Annotated in this window: 13 protein-coding genes and 1 pseudogene; 9 read left to right on the top strand and 5 right to left on the bottom strand. The window is 69.5% G+C overall.

Going from position 1 to position 16,257, the window contains the following annotated elements:
• Nucleotides 1-146 precede the first annotated feature (146 nt).
• Entirely contained in the window at nucleotides 147-539 is a 393-nt protein-coding gene (locus OG737_RS33300) for a glycosyltransferase (RefSeq protein WP_328929925.1), read from the top strand.
• Here OG737_RS33300 and OG737_RS33295 read toward each other — a convergent pair.
• Nucleotides 536-1,558, bottom strand: a complete 1,023-nt coding sequence (locus tag OG737_RS33295; protein WP_405676454.1) for a phosphotransferase — start codon at nucleotides 1,556-1,558, stop codon at nucleotides 536-538. The two genes, OG737_RS33300 and OG737_RS33295, sit on opposite strands and share 4 nt — an antisense overlap.
• Before the next feature lie 768 nt (nucleotides 1,559-2,326).
• Here OG737_RS33295 and OG737_RS33290 point away from each other — a divergent pair.
• From OG737_RS33290 to OG737_RS33275, 4 genes and pseudogenes are all read left to right on the top strand, one after another.
• The gene (locus OG737_RS33290) at nucleotides 2,327-4,399 is read left to right on the top strand and encodes a HelD family protein (protein ID WP_405922466.1); all 2,073 of its coding nucleotides are present in this window, start codon (nucleotides 2,327-2,329) and stop codon (nucleotides 4,397-4,399) included.
• Nucleotides 4,400-4,771: 372 nt separating this feature from the next.
• On the top strand, nucleotides 4,772-5,182 hold the full coding sequence (locus OG737_RS33285; protein WP_266673776.1) for a Rid family hydrolase: 411 nt from the start codon (nucleotides 4,772-4,774) through the stop codon (nucleotides 5,180-5,182).
• Between the two features lie 195 nt (nucleotides 5,183-5,377).
• Nucleotides 5,378-5,845 (top strand): annotated as a pseudogene (locus OG737_RS33280) (transposase); the annotation flags it as partial.
• Between the two features lie 67 nt (nucleotides 5,846-5,912).
• Nucleotides 5,913-6,470: a hypothetical protein gene (locus OG737_RS33275; protein WP_405922364.1), complete on the top strand. Its 558-nt coding sequence runs from the start codon at nucleotides 5,913-5,915 to the stop codon at nucleotides 6,468-6,470.
• A gap of 254 nt (nucleotides 6,471-6,724) precedes the next feature.
• Here the strand turns inward: OG737_RS33275 and OG737_RS33270 are convergent, their stop codons facing one another.
• The gene (locus tag OG737_RS33270) at nucleotides 6,725-7,261 is read right to left on the bottom strand and encodes a hypothetical protein (protein WP_405922363.1); all 537 of its coding nucleotides are present in this window, start codon (nucleotides 7,259-7,261) and stop codon (nucleotides 6,725-6,727) included.
• Nucleotides 7,262-7,760: 499 nt separating this feature from the next.
• Here OG737_RS33270 and OG737_RS33265 point away from each other — a divergent pair, with 499 nt between their 5' ends.
• Both OG737_RS33265 and OG737_RS33260 read left to right on the top strand, forming a co-directional pair.
• Entirely contained in the window at nucleotides 7,761-8,111 is a 351-nt protein-coding gene (locus OG737_RS33265; RefSeq protein WP_328929921.1) for a hypothetical protein, read from the top strand.
• A gap of 5 nt (nucleotides 8,112-8,116) precedes the next feature.
• A complete protein-coding gene (locus OG737_RS33260; protein WP_405922362.1) occupies nucleotides 8,117-9,439 on the top strand; it encodes a hypothetical protein in 1,323 nt (440 codons plus the stop codon).
• Nucleotides 9,440-9,712: 273 nt separating this feature from the next.
• On the opposite strand, the gene OG737_RS33255 is transcribed toward OG737_RS33260, so the two are convergent.
• Complete coding sequence (locus tag OG737_RS33255) at nucleotides 9,713-9,982, bottom strand: hypothetical protein (protein WP_328929919.1); 270 nt, start codon at nucleotides 9,980-9,982, stop codon at nucleotides 9,713-9,715.
• 429 nt (nucleotides 9,983-10,411) lie between these two features.
• Here OG737_RS33255 and OG737_RS33250 point away from each other — a divergent pair, with 429 nt between their 5' ends.
• A complete protein-coding gene (locus OG737_RS33250) occupies nucleotides 10,412-11,887 on the top strand; it encodes a M1 family metallopeptidase (protein ID WP_405676460.1) in 1,476 nt (491 codons plus the stop codon).
• Nucleotides 11,888-11,903: 16 nt separating this feature from the next.
• Here OG737_RS33250 and OG737_RS33245 read toward each other — a convergent pair whose 3' ends face one another.
• Together OG737_RS33245 and dhaK are read right to left on the bottom strand one after the other, a co-directional pair.
• Nucleotides 11,904-12,599, bottom strand: coding sequence for an N-acetylmuramoyl-L-alanine amidase (locus OG737_RS33245; RefSeq protein ID WP_405676463.1), 696 nt, complete (start codon nucleotides 12,597-12,599; stop codon nucleotides 11,904-11,906).
• A 1,487-nt stretch (nucleotides 12,600-14,086) separates the two neighbouring features.
• Nucleotides 14,087-15,091, bottom strand: a complete 1,005-nt coding sequence (dhaK, locus tag OG737_RS33240; protein ID WP_328929915.1) for a dihydroxyacetone kinase subunit DhaK — start codon at nucleotides 15,089-15,091, stop codon at nucleotides 14,087-14,089.
• 303 nt (nucleotides 15,092-15,394) lie between these two features.
• On the opposite strand from dhaK, the gene OG737_RS33235 reads away from it, so the two are divergent.
• Nucleotides 15,395-16,243 (top strand): MIP/aquaporin family protein, encoded by an 849-nt coding sequence (locus tag OG737_RS33235; protein ID WP_328929914.1) that lies wholly within the window; start codon nucleotides 15,395-15,397, stop codon nucleotides 16,241-16,243.
• Nucleotides 16,244-16,257: the final 14 nt, after the last annotated feature.

Raw genomic sequence — 16,257 nt, 5'->3', positions numbered from 1 at the left:
CCAAGGTGAGCGGCGCCTGCCCGCCGGCCGCGGTGAGGCACCCCCCTTCTCCGGGGGCCTACTGATGGTCAACCCCATCCCCGCCGAGGGCACCGCCCTCCTGCACCAGCTGATCCACCGGCTCCCCGGCCACCGCTTCACCCCTCGTGGAAGGCTGGTGGGACACCGCCCACGAGTTCACCGGATACCCCAACGTCCAATGGGTGCCCCGCACCTACGCGATGGGGCCGCTGTACGCCGCGAACGATCTGCTGCTGGTCCCCTCCCAGGTCGAGGACCCCTTCCCCCGAGTGATCGCGGAGGCCGGATTCCACGGCGTCGCCACTCTCGGCTCCGACAGGGGCGGCATCCCGGAGGCTGTCGGGGACGGCGGGCTGATCCTGGACCCAGACGACGTGGACGCCCGGGTGCAGGCAGTCGGGTCCGCCGACCGGGCGGGCCTGGGAGCGAAAGCACGGGCTCGGGCCGTCCCGCTGGCCCGGCCGTGCCTGCCCGAACTGGCCGCCGCCGGGCTGATCCCGGCGGCAGCTGCCATCTAGCCAGCCGCGTAGGCGGCCTGGACCTCCTCGGCTCGGTCGGTCCACCAGTGCAGCAGTGCCTCGTCCGCCAGGAACATCTCCCCGAAGGTGGGGTCCTGGCGGTCGAGGTGGAACTCCAGCTGCCAGAAGTCGGTCATGCGCTTCCACCACAGCCGTCGCACGGCGTCGGCGAGGTCTGCCTGAGGCAGGTCGATCACCGACCGGTACCCGGTGGTGAAGGCGGCGACGCGGTCGAGGTCGAAGACTCCGCCCACCCCGAACTGGACCTGCGCGGTCCGCGCGACCTCCTCCCCGTACGGGCGGACACCGAGCCGGTCCCAGTCCAGGACCGCCACAACCCGGCCGCCCTGCCGTATCAGGTTGCGGTACTGGAAGTCGCCGTGTGTCCACCCGTACGGCCCGGCCGGGACCTCGCCCAGCGGCCGCGCGCCGACGTGCCGGGCGAGCAGGTCACGCCGCTCGTGCAGGGCCTCGGCAGCGGCCTTGCCGAAGTCGGCCGCCGCCTCGGCCGGGAGGCGTTCCAGGAGGACGACAGCGGTGCGGTCGGCAGCGGCCGGGTCTCCGACCTTCGACAGCGGAGCCTGCTCCGGGAGCGGGCCTGGGGCGTGACGGCGCAGGCCCTCGTGGAGACGGGCCAGGACCGCGCCGAGCTCGCGGGCCTGAGTAAGGGTGAGTTCATTCCCGGGCACGTGGTCGCCGTCCACCCAGGGCAGAACGCAGTAGCCGTGGCCGCCGATCTCCGCCACGAGGTCTCCGCCGTCGGCAGCCAGCGGTGCCGGGACCGGGATGCCGTCGCTCGCGAGGCCGGACAGCACCGCGAGGTTTCTGCGGACCGTGGGCAGGGGGACGTCGGTGATCTCCTTCACCGCGTACGCACCGGAGGCCGTGTCCAGGCGCCAGTTGCGGTTCATCAGCCCATGGGCGAGAAACTGCCGGGCGCGCACTTCGCCCAGTCCGAACGTGCGGGCCAGGGCCGACAGGGCCGCCGACAGGCCGTCTTCTCGGGTCGTATCCGTCACCTCCGGCACGGTACGCCGACCCCACGGACCGCACCGCCATTCGCCACCCGTGCACCGCGGCCGGCGAGGCACACTCGGATCGTCGGCTGCGACGCGACGATGCCGGGGCACAGGCCGGATGAGCCACGGGCGTGACTCGCGGTGTAGCCGAGGTGGCGGTGTGCCGCGTCTGCGGTACCGGGGGACGGGCGGGACGCGGGAAAACAAAGACGCGGAGGCCGAAGATCGGCGGATCCAGGTTGGGCGGGGCCGGGTCGGATGGTCCGGGCACGGACGGGCCTGCCGCCGGGCGTCGCGGCGGCGAACGGGGTGAGAGTTCACCGATCCGTCCGGGTTGGCCGCGGCCAACGGCGGCGTGGTGCTGCGGTCCTGAGATGGGGCCGTCGGTACGGGTCGGGCAGTGGTGGACCGGTCGAGGGCCTAACCCATTCTGTGCTCGTCTCCTCGGTCGGGTCGCCAGACGAAGCGACCAGATGCCCCCTGGCAGTGAGCTCGATGGCGCCGGTCGCCTCGCCGGATCTTCCCCCTATTTCCCGAGCGCGGCAAAACATCGCCCGCATCCAAGGGCGGGCTCACCCATGAGGCAGGCGGGCATCGGGAGTGCAACTAGCGATATACAGAACGGCGGAACGCATGATGCGCCATGCGGTCAGCCGTCATGGATTCCGTCGTAGGGCCATAGCTTCACCAAGTAAGTCAAGACTTACCTTTAGGGAACTTTGACCGTATGGTGTGGCTCGAATCAAAGGAGCCCCCCTGTTGTCGCAAATGAATGATCCCGTTGTGCGTGCGGTTGAATCGGAGCGGGATTATGTGTCCTCCTTATACGAGTTGCTCACCGAGCGGCTTTCCGAGGCGCGAGTACACCGAGCGAGTGTGCTGAAGGCCCCGGCGGAAAGCGCCGGTGAGGCATACGAGAGAGAAATCGCCGCCGAGCGTCTGGCCAAGGAGATCGGCAGGCTGGAGGGCGCCGAAAAGGGGCTGGTCTTCGGCCGCATCGACTGGACGGATGGCACGGCCCTGCGCATCGGGCGGATCGGCCTGCATACGGAGGACGACGAGCTGCCTCTGCTCGTGGACTGGCGCGCGAACGCGGCGCGGCCCTTCTACGAGGCGACACCGGTCCACCCGATGAATCTGCGCCGCCGCCGACACCTGCGCCTTGAGGAGCGCACGGTCATCTCGGTGAGCGACGAACTGCTCGACGGTACCGCCCCGACTGACGAAGACGTCGTGGGTGACGGCCCGTTGACCGAGGCTCTGTCGGCACGGCGTACGGGCAGGATGCACGCGGCCGTCGCGACGCTGCAGGCCGAGCAGGACGAGATCGTCCGCTCCGCCCACCGCGGGGTGACCGTGGTGCAGGGCGGGCCCGGCACCGGCAAGACGGTGGTTGCCCTGCACCGGGCGGCCTATGTCCTGTACGCGTTCCCGCGCGCCGCCGAGGAGGGTGTCCTGGTGGTGGGCCCGAACGCCCGGTTCCTCGACTACATCTCCCAGGTCCTTCCCTCCCTCGGAGAAAACGACGTCGCCTTGGCGACCTGCCACGAACTGGCCGGAGTGTCCACGGACACGGTGGACCCGTTCGATACGGCGCGTCTCAAGGGCAGGTCCGACCTCGCCGACGCCTTGGCCGGCCTGCTGCGCGACCACCAAGCTCCCCGCGGCGACTTCACCGTGCGGGTCGGACAGGAACTGGTTCACCTCTCCGGCGAGGAAGTCGCCACGGCACGCGACGCCGCCGTGGCAGCCGCACCGGGGCACAGCCCCGCGCGCCAGGTGTTCAAAGAGCTCTTGGTCGACGCCGTCACCGACGCGATGCAACGAGACATGGGCGACCTCCTGGAGCAGATCGACGCCGACGCCGAAAGGATGACGGGCATCAACCTCGACCGGTTCACGGGAGCCGCCCAGCGCCGTACCGAAGGTGCGGCCGACCCGGGTCCGGTCCACGAGCTGGACCTGGACGCCATCCGAGCCGATCTCCTCGACGACGCCGGTGTCGACCGAGCGGTCGAGGTGTTGTGGCCGCGGCTGGTACCCGGTGACCTCGTGAAGGCGCTCCTGACGAACGCCGACGCTCTCGCCGAGCGCCTGCCCCGCCTGACCGCGCAGGAGCGGTCCCTTCTGCTGCGCGGTCAGGACGACCCGTGGACCGATGCCGATGTGCCGTTGCTGGACGAGGCGGCGAGCCTGGTCGACGGCCCCCCCGAGCGGACGTACGGGCACGTCGTCGTCGACGAAGCGCAGGAGCTGACCGCCATGCAGTGGCGGATGATCATCCGCCGCTGCCCGGCAAGGGCGATGACGCTGGTGGGCGACTTCGCCCAGGCCGGCCCGGTCGCGACAGCACGCGACTGGAAGGAAGCGCTGAGCCCCCACGTCGGACCGCGGTTCAAACTGCACAACCTGACCGTCAGCTACCGCACCACGCAGGAGATCCTGGAGAGCGTCCGGGACCTGCTCGCGCGGATCGCTCCGGACCAGAAGCCGACACGGTCACTGCGAAGCGGTGAGAGCCCTCGCACCGTGACCACGCCTCCGGACGGGTTGGTCACCGCCGTCGCGCAGGAGCTCCGAGCCCAGAGCACCGCGCACCCGGGCGAGCTTCTGGGAGTGATCTGCGCCGACACCAGGGTGCGCGAGCTGACGGCCCAGGGCATCGCTCACCACGCACGCATCGTGCCGGCGTCCGAAGCACGCGGCCTGGAGTTCGACGGGGTCGTCGTCATGAACCCCGAGGAGATCATCACGGCCCGCCCCGGTGGGGAAAGGGACTTGTACGTAGCCCTGACCCGGGCCACCAAGCGCCTCTGCACAATCACCGTCCAGCCCGCCTGACGGATCAGCGCCCGCGGCGTCGCCGCGGGCGCACCCGGCGCGGTACAGACACCGGCCCGCGCGCGCGGGGCTGCTCGCCGCCTCACCGCTCGCGGCCGCACCCGGCATCACGCGGCCTGGTCCAAGCCGACGACGTTCAGATCCCCTTCGCGCAGCAGGGTGAAGTCGACGTCGAGCTTCGGGTCGTACGCGTCGGGTTCGATGCCGAGTTCGTGCGCGCTGTACTCGCCGAACCGTTTGATGCGCTCGGTCAGGTACGGCGAGATGTGGGCCAGGTCCTCAGCTTGTTCTTTAACCTCACGTCACTGCGGAATGCTTGCCGGTGGAGAAAATGCGGTGCGTGCTGGCACCACGCTGGTCAGACTCGCTGACATGACTGAGAAGATCACCCGCATCAACCCCGAGCAGCTGCATGAGACACCCGGCTACCACCACATCACCGTGGTGGAGGCAGGCCGTACCGCCTATCTGGCGGGGCAGTGCCCGCTTGATCGGAATGGTGACCTCGTCGGTTCCGGTTCCCTCGAGACGCAGGTCGACCAGGTTGTCGCGAACGCGCTCGCTGCCCTGGCAGCGGTGAGTGCCCAGCCTGAACATGTGGTGCGGTCAGTGATCTACGTGCGGAGCGATGAGAGGGACATTCTCGGAGCCGCATGGCGTCGGCTCACCGAGTCTGCCCTGGGTCCGGCGTTCACCACCGCCAGCACGCTCTTGGGCGTCGCCCAGCTGGGCTTTCCGGGACAGCTCGTCGAGGTGGATCTCACCGTGGCGCTGCCTGACTGACTTCGAACGGCGTATCGAACTGGGTAGCCCAGCTGGGCATTCGCGGGCCGCTGGGGCGGCCTTCGTCTGATCACGTGCTCCGACCAAGGTGCACCGATCAAGACGAAGGCCGTGAAGGTGAGTCTGCTGCCTGACGCCGGTCCCGGGGAAGCGTTCGCGCAAGCGTCACGCTTCCGGGAGGACCTATTCGACTGCCCGCTCTGGCTGTGGTCGTCCGCCACCGGCCTGAACTGCGAGGACGTCGACGTGCGCTGGCAGGCATTCCTGAGGCGCTTCGACCTGGAGCACACCTTCCGGCTGATGAAACAGACCCTCGGGTGGACCCGCCCGAAGCTGCGAACCCCCAAGGCCGGCGAGCGCTGGACCTGGCTGATCATCGCCGCCCACACCCAGATCCGCCTTCTGCGCGAGGCCGCCGCCGACTTGCGGCGGCCGTGGGAGAAGCCCGCCGAGCCCGGCCGACTCACCCCGGCCCGAGTCCGCCGGGGGTTTCGGAACCTCCGCCCGCACCTGCACTGCCCGACCCGCGCGCCAAAACCCCCAACCCCCGGACCTGGCAGGCCACTTTGCTCGAAAATCCGGCGGCCCGCCACCCGTTACGACGTGGGTAAAACCGTGAAACGACCAGAGAGCATCACCGAACGAAACCGACTCAAACCATAAAGAACAAGCTCAGACGTTGCAGCGCCTGGGGCGGGAGCTGGATGCCCTTGGGATTCGACGGGCGTCCATGGCCCAGCCTGAGTACCTGATTCCGGCGGAGCGTGATCAGCCGGGCGAGCTCGACGACCATTTTCACGGGAATTTCCACTTCGAGGTGCGGGACAAGCCCATCGCCGCCCCCGTACGGGAGGCGTCGGGCGCCGTCGCACTGTCGCCGACCGCGGCTGAGGCCCGGGGCGCGTGTGGCCGGTACGCGCAGTACCTGAGCTTCACGGCTCCGAACGAAGTACCCGAGAGCGAGCACTTCACTCCGGGCAAGCTCACGAGTGAGGTCGTCGCGTCCTACAACAACGAGGACAAGAGGCAGGAGTGGAAGGGCCTCATCCGCCAGAGCTACGCCTTCGAGGTCGCGGGAGCCGAGCTCCCGGTCCTGCGGCTGGCGGACGGAAAGTCCCTGGTCACCTGTACGTTCGTACGGACCGACCACTGGGAGGGCAAGGCAGGGCCGAGCAGCTGGTTCAAATACGGAAACACGACTGGCGGTGTCCGCGCTGACTTCGGCGACCTGTTCAGGAACGACGAGGATGAGGTCGAGGGGTTCATCGCTGCCCCAGGTGGGCGGTGAACCGTACGCCGGTCCAGGGGTGTTCGGGGCCGGCGGCGGCGAGGTGGTCGGCGAGCCGTCGGGCGGCGTCCGGTTTCAGGGGCGTGGTGCGGCCGACCGCGCGTAGCCGGCCATCGGCGTCGTACCGTCCCAGAAGGAGCAGCTGCGGACGCCGGAGCGTGCCGGTGATGCCGCCGATGATCGCTTCGGTGGTCTGACGGCGACGGCCTTGAACCTTCTCTTCACCACGGACGTGCCTGCCGATGCCAGGGGGATCATCCGGCAGCTGGCTTGAGGTCGATCACGACCATCTTGTCCATCCGGTAGCTGTCGAGGTCTGGGTGGCTCCATGACTCGCCCGCACGGATCTGGTGGAACCTGAACGTCGCGTTGGTTTCGTTGGCGCTGACGATGCAGCGCACCGGGCTTGGATGGTCCAGCCTGGTGATGAGCTGACGGAACTCCAGGGCGAATGCGATCCCGTGAAGGAGCAGGATTCGCTGATCGTCCTGCGAGACCTGCGGGGCGTCGTCGATGATCCGGACGTCGACGGGGACGTGGTCCTCCAGGTGGAAGGAGCTGTCAGCGCACTCCCAGCCGGTGAGATCTCCGAAGAACGAGGGAGCGTCGTTGGCGTTGCCTGCCGAGTTGGCCCAGGTGAGCACCTCTCCTCGGCGGGTGATCCCTTCCGCAAGCCGGTCACGCAGGCCGGGGGCAAGGCCGCCGGGCGGCGTCAGGTCGACCCGGCTGGCAAGCACTCCGAGTATCCCGGCCGCGGCGTCGTTCATCGTCAGCGACAGCATGCGGCTCATGATCGCAGTCAACGGCTGACCACATTGCCGGACAGGCGACCCGTGATCTCGCCCACCGCTGCCATGCCCGGTGGCGCCCAATGATGACGGTCGAGCAGGTAGCAACGCCGGCGACGATCGGTGCAGCCTGAGCCGTGCCGGCTGCCGGGCACAACGTCGCGGACCACGTTTTCGGCGAGAGCGACCATCACGCGCCCGAAAGACGGCGCAGAGCCGACCCAGTCGTACGCACCGGGCCCAATTGCCAATCAGAGGCCCCGAGCAGCCGCTGAGCACAATTGGCCACTGAAGTACTCACTGGCCGACTGACGCTCTCCGTCACAACGGCGGGGGCCGACACGGCACGTCGGCCCCCGGGTCGGAAACGTCCCGCCGCCGGGCCTCTGGACGTGTGAGGGGTGAGCGGCCGGGGTACGGCTCCCTGCGTCGGGCCGCGGGTCCGGCCGGGCCGGGCCGGGCCGGGCCGGTCAGCCAGTCAGTCAGTCAGTTGGGGGTGGGTATGGCCGAGAGTGATGTTGTGATCGGTTTTGCGGGGGTGGAGCGGGCGCAGGCCAATGTGCTGGCCGCCGAGCTGCGCGAGCATCTCTTCGACCGCGAGCCCGCGCTGGCGGTGGAACAGGTCAAGGACGACGGGCTAACCCAGGACGCGGGCGTGATCCTGGAAGTAATCCTGGGCTCGACCGCCACCTCCGTGCTGGCGACAGGCCTGGCCATGTGGCTGCGGCGCCGCCATGAGGTCCGCCTGACGATGAAGCGGCGCAATCGCGCCGGCGAGACCGTCGACGTGACGCTGCAGGGCAGGCCGGACGCTCGCCTGGAAGCCGTCATCAAAGACTTCCTCCAGAAGTAGCCCCGATGGCCCTCGTCCCCCGGCGGACCCTGGCGGTCGTGGCGGGAGCCAGCGCATGGCCGTCCATGGACGGCTTCCCCGCCGCTGCCGCCTTCGCCCGGTCCAGCCGGCACATCGTGAAATACCTGACCGGCTCGGATCACTTGGCGCTCCCGACGGAGAACCTCCTCGACCTGTTCGACCTGCCGAACTCACGCGAGCAGTACGCGAGCATTGACGCGTTCTTCTCCCGCCGGCAGAAGGACCTCGGGGCGGAGCACGGCAAGGGGCTGCTCGTCCTCTTCTTCTACCTCGGCCACGGCGCCTTCTTCGGGCCGGCCCGGGACTACTGCCTGCTCGTGCACGACACCCAGGGCCCGCTGGAGGACGAGACGAGCCTGCGCGTCGCCTCGCTGGGACGGCTGATGAAGGCCCGGATGCCGCTCAGCGCCAGGATCCTCGTCCTCGACTGCTGCTTCGCCGCGGAAGCCGCCCGGACCCTCCAGGGCCCCCTCGACGAAGTCGTCACCCGCAAGACCGAGGAACTGCTCACGTACTTCCCAGCCGACCGGGGGGTGGCTTTGCTGTGCGCGGCCAGCGCGCATGCCCCGGCCCGGCTGGAGAACCTGGACACGCGCACCCTGTTCAACCGGGCGCTCGTCGACACCCTCAAGGCCGGCGACCCCGAAGCCCCGGGCCCCCTGACCCTGCGCCGGGTCTGCACGCTCACCGGCCAGCGGCTGGCGGCCGTCCCCGACGCCCCCCGGCCCGAGGTCCACGTGCCGGACCAGGCCAGCGGCGACCTCGCGTCCGTCCCGCTCTTCCCGAACCCGGCCGCCCCGACGGCCGCGGCTCCAGCCGAGCCTGCCGAACGCCCCGCGCCGGTATACCCGGTACCCGCTGACTTCGGGCAGCATCTGCGCGAGGCCCTGGAGGAGCTCGGCCCGGTCCGTAACTTCCACCTCGTCCGCCAGGGCATCTCGCAGCCCGCGGTGGACAAAGCCGTGGCCTTCCACGGCCTGGCTTCCAGCGAGGAGGTCTTGGCGGTCTGGCAGACCCATTGGCGAATCTTCGGCGGGCCCGAGAGCCTCGTCTTCACCCGGGCCGGAATCCTCGCCAAAGACCCGTCGGGCACCCTGGACCTGGGTTACGACTCCTTCCCGGACTCCCGCTTCTCGGCCGGCCACGACTACTTCCCCGACATCGGCACCCTCATACCCGGCGGCCACTACTACCGTCTGGAGGTGGAGCACCCGGGCGGGAGGTGGCACAGCCGGTGGCTCGACGGCCGGAAGGACGTCAAGAACACCGTCAACCTCCTCAAGCTCATCCAACGCCTGAAGTCCTAACCGGCCCGATGGCGATGACCCGCCTGCGCACGCAACAACGGACCGGAAACCCCACCACACCGACTGGGCCAGTCGGTGGCTGCCGGTGCGCGATCGACCGACGTGCAACCTCGCCCGAAAGCACAGCCAGACAGGAGTCGTCTTCTCCGGGCGCAGCCATGCGCTTCGGCCGGCCGTCGTATCGGCCCACAGTGTGGTCGCGACCGAGGACGAGGAGTTGCGGGCGCATGAGGATGGCGGCTTCGGCTGCAGCTCACCTGCCGGTGGTAGGTATCACGCAGCGAGGGCAGTGGTGCCGAACACCGTGTGAAACGGGTGGGCCCCGCTCGTGGAGACCAGGACCCAGGCGCCGCTGTACGGCTTCACCGAAGGGTGGGTCGCAGCTGGTCCCGTCGGGCGGGTCGCTGCCCGCGTGTGGAGCACCTCGCCGTGGTCCTTCGTCCAGTTGCGCAAGCGGCGCCGGATGCCGTCCGTCTCGGCCCACAAAATGATGGTCACGTCGTCCGAGCCGTGCGTCCCGATGAAGCCGCGCAACCGCTTCACCACCGACGCCTCGGCTTCCCATGTCCTCTCGACCTTCGGTCCCCCCGGGGGTGAAGGTCATCGACACGTGGACCCGGACCGCGCCTCGCGGGGGTGTGCTCAGCACGGTGTCGTCTACCGCCGGTGGGTGGTCTCGAAGATCTCTACAGTCGTGGCTCCGGACTGCACCGTTTAAGTCCGACCTCGCCGGAAATCTAGAGTTCGGGGTCTTTCGCGCAGACCAGACAGCTGATCCGCCATCAGGCATGTGAGTCACATGCTGGGAATGCGACAGAGATCTAGCGGAGGGACGCGGCAGCCCGCGGGCTCCGTTCAGCTTTGCCCCTTTCGGCTGCGCCCGCTTGAGGAGCGCGCCGGTAAAGTCGGCCTTCGTCAGGTCGGCGTCATACGCACGGCGTGGCGGGGTCGGGGGCGCCTGGGGGCTGGGTCATGATCGGCTGCGTGAAGATTTCCGGACGTCTGGCAGCCTTAGCGGTCGCGGGCCTACTCGCCGCACTCCCCGCGTGCTCGGAGTCCGACGGCCGTGGCGGCGGCGTGGCGGGTGCCCGTACCGGCGCGGACACTGCTCGGAGGGGGGCTGCCAGCACGGTGTTCCGGGGCGGGCACGCCGCTGCCGCAGGCGCCGGTGACCCGTACTTCCCGGAGCTCGGCAACGGCGGCTACGACGTCACCCACTACGCCCTGACTCTGGCCTACGACCCGGGCAACGGCCGCCTCGAGGGCACTGCGGAGATCACAGCGAAGGCCACCGAGGACCTCAGCGCCTTCAATCTCGACCTCCTCGGCATGGAGGTGCTGAGCGCCACCGTCGACGGCCGCGAGGCGCGGGTTCGGCGGGACGGGCAGGAGCTGACCCTGCAGCTGCGCGATCACCTCAGGAAGGGCGCCGCCTTCCGCGGCGTCGTGCACTACGCGGGCACGCCGGAGTCGATCACCCATGACCACGGGTGGCGCGAAGGCTGGTTGAGGACGGACAACGGAGCGGTCGCGTTCGGTGAGCCGACGGGCTCTATGTCCTGGTTCCCGGGCAACCATCACCCCTCGGACAAGGCCTCGTACGACATCACCGTCACGGTCCCCAAGGGGGTGCAGGCGATCTCCAACGGGCGGCTGCTTGCCCGGCGAACCAGCGGCGACCGCGCCACCTTCCACTGGCACCAGGCCGAGGCCATGGCCAGCTATGTGGCGACCGTGGCCATCGGCAGCTACGACATCAGGACCTCCCGGACCCGATCGGGCGTCCCGGTCGTATCGGCGATGGACACGACCGCGAGCGTGGACGAGGACGGAGCGGTCCTCGCCCGGTTCCCCGAGATCATGGAATGGGCCGAGGGGAGGTTCGGCCCCTACCCCTTCTCCGCCGCCGGGGTGATCGTCGATCAGGCGGCCGATGTGCCCTACGCCCTGGAGACCCAGACCAGGCCGACCATTCCGGCCGACATCTTCCACACCACCAACGTGGTGCACGAACTGGCCCACCAGTGGTTCGGCAACTCCGTCACCCCGCGGACCTGGCGGGACATGTGGCTCAGCGAGGGCTTCGCGACCTATGCGGAGTGGCTGTGGACCGAGGACCACGGCGGCGCCAGCGCCCAGGAGCACTTCGACCGCAACCATGCCAAGGCTGCGGATGACGACGAGTGGGACTTCCCGCCCGCCGAGCCGCCGAGCGCCTCGGACATCTCCGGCCAGCCGGTGTACGTGCGCGGCGCGATGGTGATCCACAGGATCCGCCAGACCGTGGGCGACGAGGCCTTCCGTACCCTGGTGCGGGGCTGGACCCTGCGCCACCGTCACGGCCACGCCTCCACGGACGACTTCACCGCGTACGCGGAGGCCAAGACCGGCCGGGACCTCGACTCGATCTGGGACTCGTGGCTCTACGGCGACGGCAAGCCCGCGTGATGGGGTCGACGCGGTGTCAGGTCCTGATGCGCCGGTGGGCGGCCTCGACGAGCTTCATGTACTTGCTCCAGTTCCACACGTCCCCGGGGTCCTCGTGAGTGGACTCCGGGATTTCGACGTGGCCCAGGACGTGGTCCCGGTCGACCGGCACGTTGTACTTCGCGCAGATCGTGGCCGTGAGCACGGCGGATGCCTCGTACATCTTGTCGGTGTAAACAGGCTGGTCGATCCAGCCTTCGTGCTCGATACCAATGCTCCGGTGGTTGTACCAGACGTTGTTGGAATGCCAGGCGACGTCGCGCTCGCGCACGCACTGGGCGATCCGCGTGCCGGTTGCGCTGACCACGTAGTGCGCGGACACCCTCTCGGCGGGGTCCTGGAACATGCCGAGCATGATCGGCAAGCGGTCCGTTGTCAGATGAATGACGACGTATTCGATGGGATAGGCCTCGGGACGGTCGGAGGGCGTGTAGTTGGACTCGGAGGCCTCGACCCAGACGGCGGGGGCGTAGTCCAACAGGGCCTCCCGCCGCCGGGTCGCAGGCGGCCCGGCGGCGGCGACTGGGGCCTTGCGCACGGGGCTCGGCAGCGCAGCCTTCACCTTCTGCTCGGGCCCCATCAGCCGGGGCAGCCCGACAGCGGCCAGAGCCGTACCCGCCGCGCCCGCAGCACCCCACAACAGCGCTCGACGGCTGAGCGGACTGTCTTCCATGGCCACACCTCATGAGGTCGAGTAGGGACGGGACGACACGCCATGAATCGTGACATCACGATAAATAGGCCGCACATCCCGTAATCTGATCCTTCACCAGTGCCCGCACTCCAGCAAGCCCATCCCCCACCAATCGGCGCACACCCTCACCCTCGACCGGGCCCGTCCCTGCCGGCAGGTGCCACCCCGTTCCTATGCCATACGGTCCTCAACGGCCTTTGAGGGTCTTCTGAGGACCCCGCCCGCAACCCGGCCGTGGGGCACCCGATTCCGGCGACAGCCCGAGGTGAGGCCGTTCTCATGGGGCGGGAAGGACGGTCCACGGGGCTCGGACCTGTGAGTTCGCCCCATTTTGCGGCCGTACGTGTGCGGAGTCCAGGACCGCGCGGGACAAGTCGAGCAGGCCGGCACGCCGGGTTCCCGGCCGCTGTCGCCGGGACACCACCGCAGCCAGTCCCACCCCGGGCAATCCGGGCCGCCGCGCCGAGGCCATCGAACGCGACCTGGGCGGGCCCAGGACCCGGTTCTTCGCCGCCGCCGATGAATTCATGACCCGCTTCCGCACCGACTTCGACCGCGACGTCCCGCCCACCGGTGGCGGCTCCCTGTGATCCTGCGCATCGACGAACGATGGCTCCTGGAAATCCAGGAGCAGCAGATCCCCGAAGAGTCCCATCTGCGTGACTACACCGCGCTCGTGGCCGCCGTCGCCCGCCACCGCGCTGAACTCCCACAAGTCGGCTACCAGATCGATGCGGCCTGGCTCGCCGCCGCCCTCGCGCACACCAAAACCAAGCTACGCCCCATGGAATCCCGCAACCCCTCTTCGCCGCCGCCACCATCACCGCCTACATGGCAGCGACCGGCCGGCCCGTCGACCCCAAATACGCTGACCTCAAAGAACTCATGTTCGACCCAGCCCGGTTCGGTGGCCCGGCTGGCAACGCCGGCCAGGCGCCAGGACGGCAGATCAATGGAAGACCACGTGGTACTGGTCGGCCTTCCCGGCCACCGGCTCGAAGTGAGCCGTGCGGTGAAGCCCTCGTACTGTCCGGTCCCGCCCGTCACGAAACCGTCGAAGCCCTTCCGCTCGACCGCGCTGGTGCTTCACGTCCCCCCGTGGCCGTCGAAGCGGTCCAGTGGACCCGGACGCCGAGGCGCTCAAGGGGGCCGGCGCCGCATCTGCGACCCGTCCACCCACAGTCGATGCACAGCATCGAGCGACTGTACCCGGGCCGCTCCGCCGACCGGCCGTCGGCCGCCGGCACGGGCTCGCTCCCGTCAACGCCTCCGACCAGCGCAACGAGCAATCCGGCTGGGAGGTCGATCGAGGAGGGATCGAACAATGCCTCCGGGCAGCCTGTTCGGGCGGCGCCGACGGTGATCACGGCGCCGTCGGGCAGGGTGTGGTCCCAGGTGCCGGCCTCGGCCCGCGGAGCGCGTGAGCAGGAGTAGGCCCGGCGGATATGCGCCAGCGCCGACTGGGGTCAGCGGCCCCAGCGCAGCGCTGCCGTCTGCACCGGCGCGTCCCACAGCCGCAGCATTTCCTCGTCGGCCCGGCACAGCGTCACCGAGCACCCCGCCATGTCCAGCGAGGTGACGTAGTTCCCCACGAGGGTCCGGGCCACCGGGACGCCCCGAGCCGCCAGCACCCGGGCCACCTCCGCGTGGAAGCCGTACAGCTCCAGCAGCGGCGTCGCGCCCATCCCGTTCACCAGGGCCAGCACCGGCCCGTCGACAGGGGCCGCGTTCGCCATGTCCTCCAGCACGGAACCCACCGCGACCTCAGCGATCTCCCCCGCCGGCATCATCGGGCGCCGCTCCCGGCCCGGCTCCCCGTGGATCCCGATGCCCAGCTCCAGCTCGCCGTCCGGCAGGTCGAAGGTGGGACCGCCCTTTGCGGGGGTGGTGCAGGCGCTCAGCGCCACGCCGAAGCTGCCCGAGGCCTCGTTGACCTGCCGGGCGAGTGCGGCGACCTGCTCCAGCGGCGCGCCCTCCTCGGCCGCCGCCCCGGCGATCTTCTCGACGAAGAGCGTGGCCCCGGTGCCGCGGCGCCCAGCGGTGTAGAGGCTGTCGGTCACGGCGACGTCGTCGTTGACCAGCACCCGCTCGACCCGGATGCCGTCCTCCTCGGCGAGCTCGGCGGCCATGTCGAAGTTCAGGACGTCCCCGGTGTAATTCTTGACGACGAACAGCACCCCCTGCCCGGAGTCCACGGCCTTGGCCGCCCGCACCATCTGGTCGGGCACGGGGGAAGTGAACACCTCGCCCGGACAGGCGGCGGACAGCATTCCGTGTCCGACGAAGCCGGCGTGCAAGGGCTCGTGTCCGGAGCCGCCACCGGAGACGAGACCGACCCGCCCGCCCTGCCGCGCGTCCCGCCGTACGACGACCCGGGCCTCGGCGTCCACGTCCAGCTCGGGGTGGGCGGCGGCCAGCCCCCGCAGGGCGTCCGCGACCACGGTCTGGGGACTGTTGATCAGCATCTTCATCGTGTGCCTCCCGGTCGGAGCCGACGGGTGAGCGGTCCGGCGCCGTCACGGAGCACCGATCACCGGACGCCGGGCAGGCGCGTCCGCGAGGGCACGCCATACGAACAGTGTGCTGCCATGCCGCGGACATCCGCGAGAACTGGGACGACCGCCTCGGAGAAGGACCGGGAAACCCGAAGCGGGCACCGGCCTCCACGGGACGGACCGCCCTCGCCTTTCCGGTTCGGGCGACCCGTCTTACGCTGAACCGGGGGCTCGGGGCAGTCGAATGCCGGTCTTCGGACCGGCGGGAAGCGGGCACCCATGAAGGAGCGCCTCAAAGCATCAGGGCTGGTCGGCGAACTCTCGGCAGAATTCGCAGGCACCATGATTCTCATCCTCTTCGGCTGTGGTGTCGTGGCCCAGGTGGTAGCCGGCGGAGCCCTGACGGACCCGGCAGGCGGCCTCGGAAACCACGACAGCATCGCCTGGGCCTGGGGTCTCGGCGTGACCCTGGGCGTCTACGTCGCGGCACGGCTGAGCGGCGCCCACCTCAATCCCGCGGTGACCGTCGCCCTGGCCACTTTCAAGGGCTTCCCGTGGAGCAGGGTGGCCCCCTACGCACTGGCCCAGCTCGCCGGAGCCTTCGTTGCCGCCCTGATCGTCCGCTGGAACTACACCGAGGCACTGGCGAAGGCCGACCCCGGCCACACCATCAAGACCCAGGGTGTCTTCTCCACGCTCCCGGCCAACGGAAACCCGAACCTGCCGGTGACCGAGTGGGGCGCACTGCGGGACCAGATCATCGGCACCGCGATCCTGCTCCTGCTGATCTTCGCGGTCACGGACCTGCTGGGCACACCTCCCGGCGCCAACCTGGCCCCGTTCATCGTCGGCCTGATCGTCGTGGCGATCGGCATGGCTTGGGGTACGAACGCCGGGTACGCGATCAACCCGGCCCGTGACCTCGGCCCCCGTCTGGCCAGCTTCCTCACCGGATACGGCACGGCATGGAGAGATCAGTACGGCAACTTCTACTTCTGGGTGCCGATCATCGGCCCGTTCATCGGCGGTGTGCTGGGAGCGGGTATCTACAAGTTGCTCATCGGCCGGTTCCTGCCGACCGCCGAACCGGAGCCTCCCGGACGCGTCCCGGCACCGGACGAGAGCTGACCTGATCCGGGGCG

Origin of the sequence: Streptomyces sp. NBC_00122 (genome assembly GCF_045160845.1) — a bacterium.
Classification (GTDB): domain Bacteria; phylum Actinomycetota; class Actinomycetes; order Streptomycetales; family Streptomycetaceae; genus Streptomyces.
This window is presented reverse-complemented; position numbering and strand designations above follow the sequence as displayed.

Coding starts and splice junctions, on each gene's coding strand:
- OG737_RS33275 (WP_405922364.1), top strand. CDS start 5,913: ATGGCCCAGCCTGAGTACCTGATTCCGGCGGAGCGTGATCAGCCGGGC.
- OG737_RS33260 (WP_405922362.1), top strand. CDS start 8,117: ATGGCCCTCGTCCCCCGGCGGACCCTGGCGGTCGTGGCGGGAGCCAGC.
- dhaK (WP_328929915.1), bottom strand. CDS start 15,091: ATGAAGATGCTGATCAACAGTCCCCAGACCGTGGTCGCGGACGCCCTG.
- OG737_RS33265 (WP_328929921.1), top strand. CDS start 7,761: ATGGCCGAGAGTGATGTTGTGATCGGTTTTGCGGGGGTGGAGCGGGCG.
- OG737_RS33285 (WP_266673776.1), top strand. CDS start 4,772: ATGACTGAGAAGATCACCCGCATCAACCCCGAGCAGCTGCATGAGACA.
- OG737_RS33290 (WP_405922466.1), top strand. CDS start 2,327: ATGAATGATCCCGTTGTGCGTGCGGTTGAATCGGAGCGGGATTATGTG.
- OG737_RS33245 (WP_405676463.1), bottom strand. CDS start 12,599: ATGGAAGACAGTCCGCTCAGCCGTCGAGCGCTGTTGTGGGGTGCTGCG.
- OG737_RS33250 (WP_405676460.1), top strand. CDS start 10,412: ATGATCGGCTGCGTGAAGATTTCCGGACGTCTGGCAGCCTTAGCGGTC.
- OG737_RS33270 (WP_405922363.1), bottom strand. CDS start 7,261: ATGAGCCGCATGCTGTCGCTGACGATGAACGACGCCGCGGCCGGGATA.
- OG737_RS33235 (WP_328929914.1), top strand. CDS start 15,395: ATGAAGGAGCGCCTCAAAGCATCAGGGCTGGTCGGCGAACTCTCGGCA.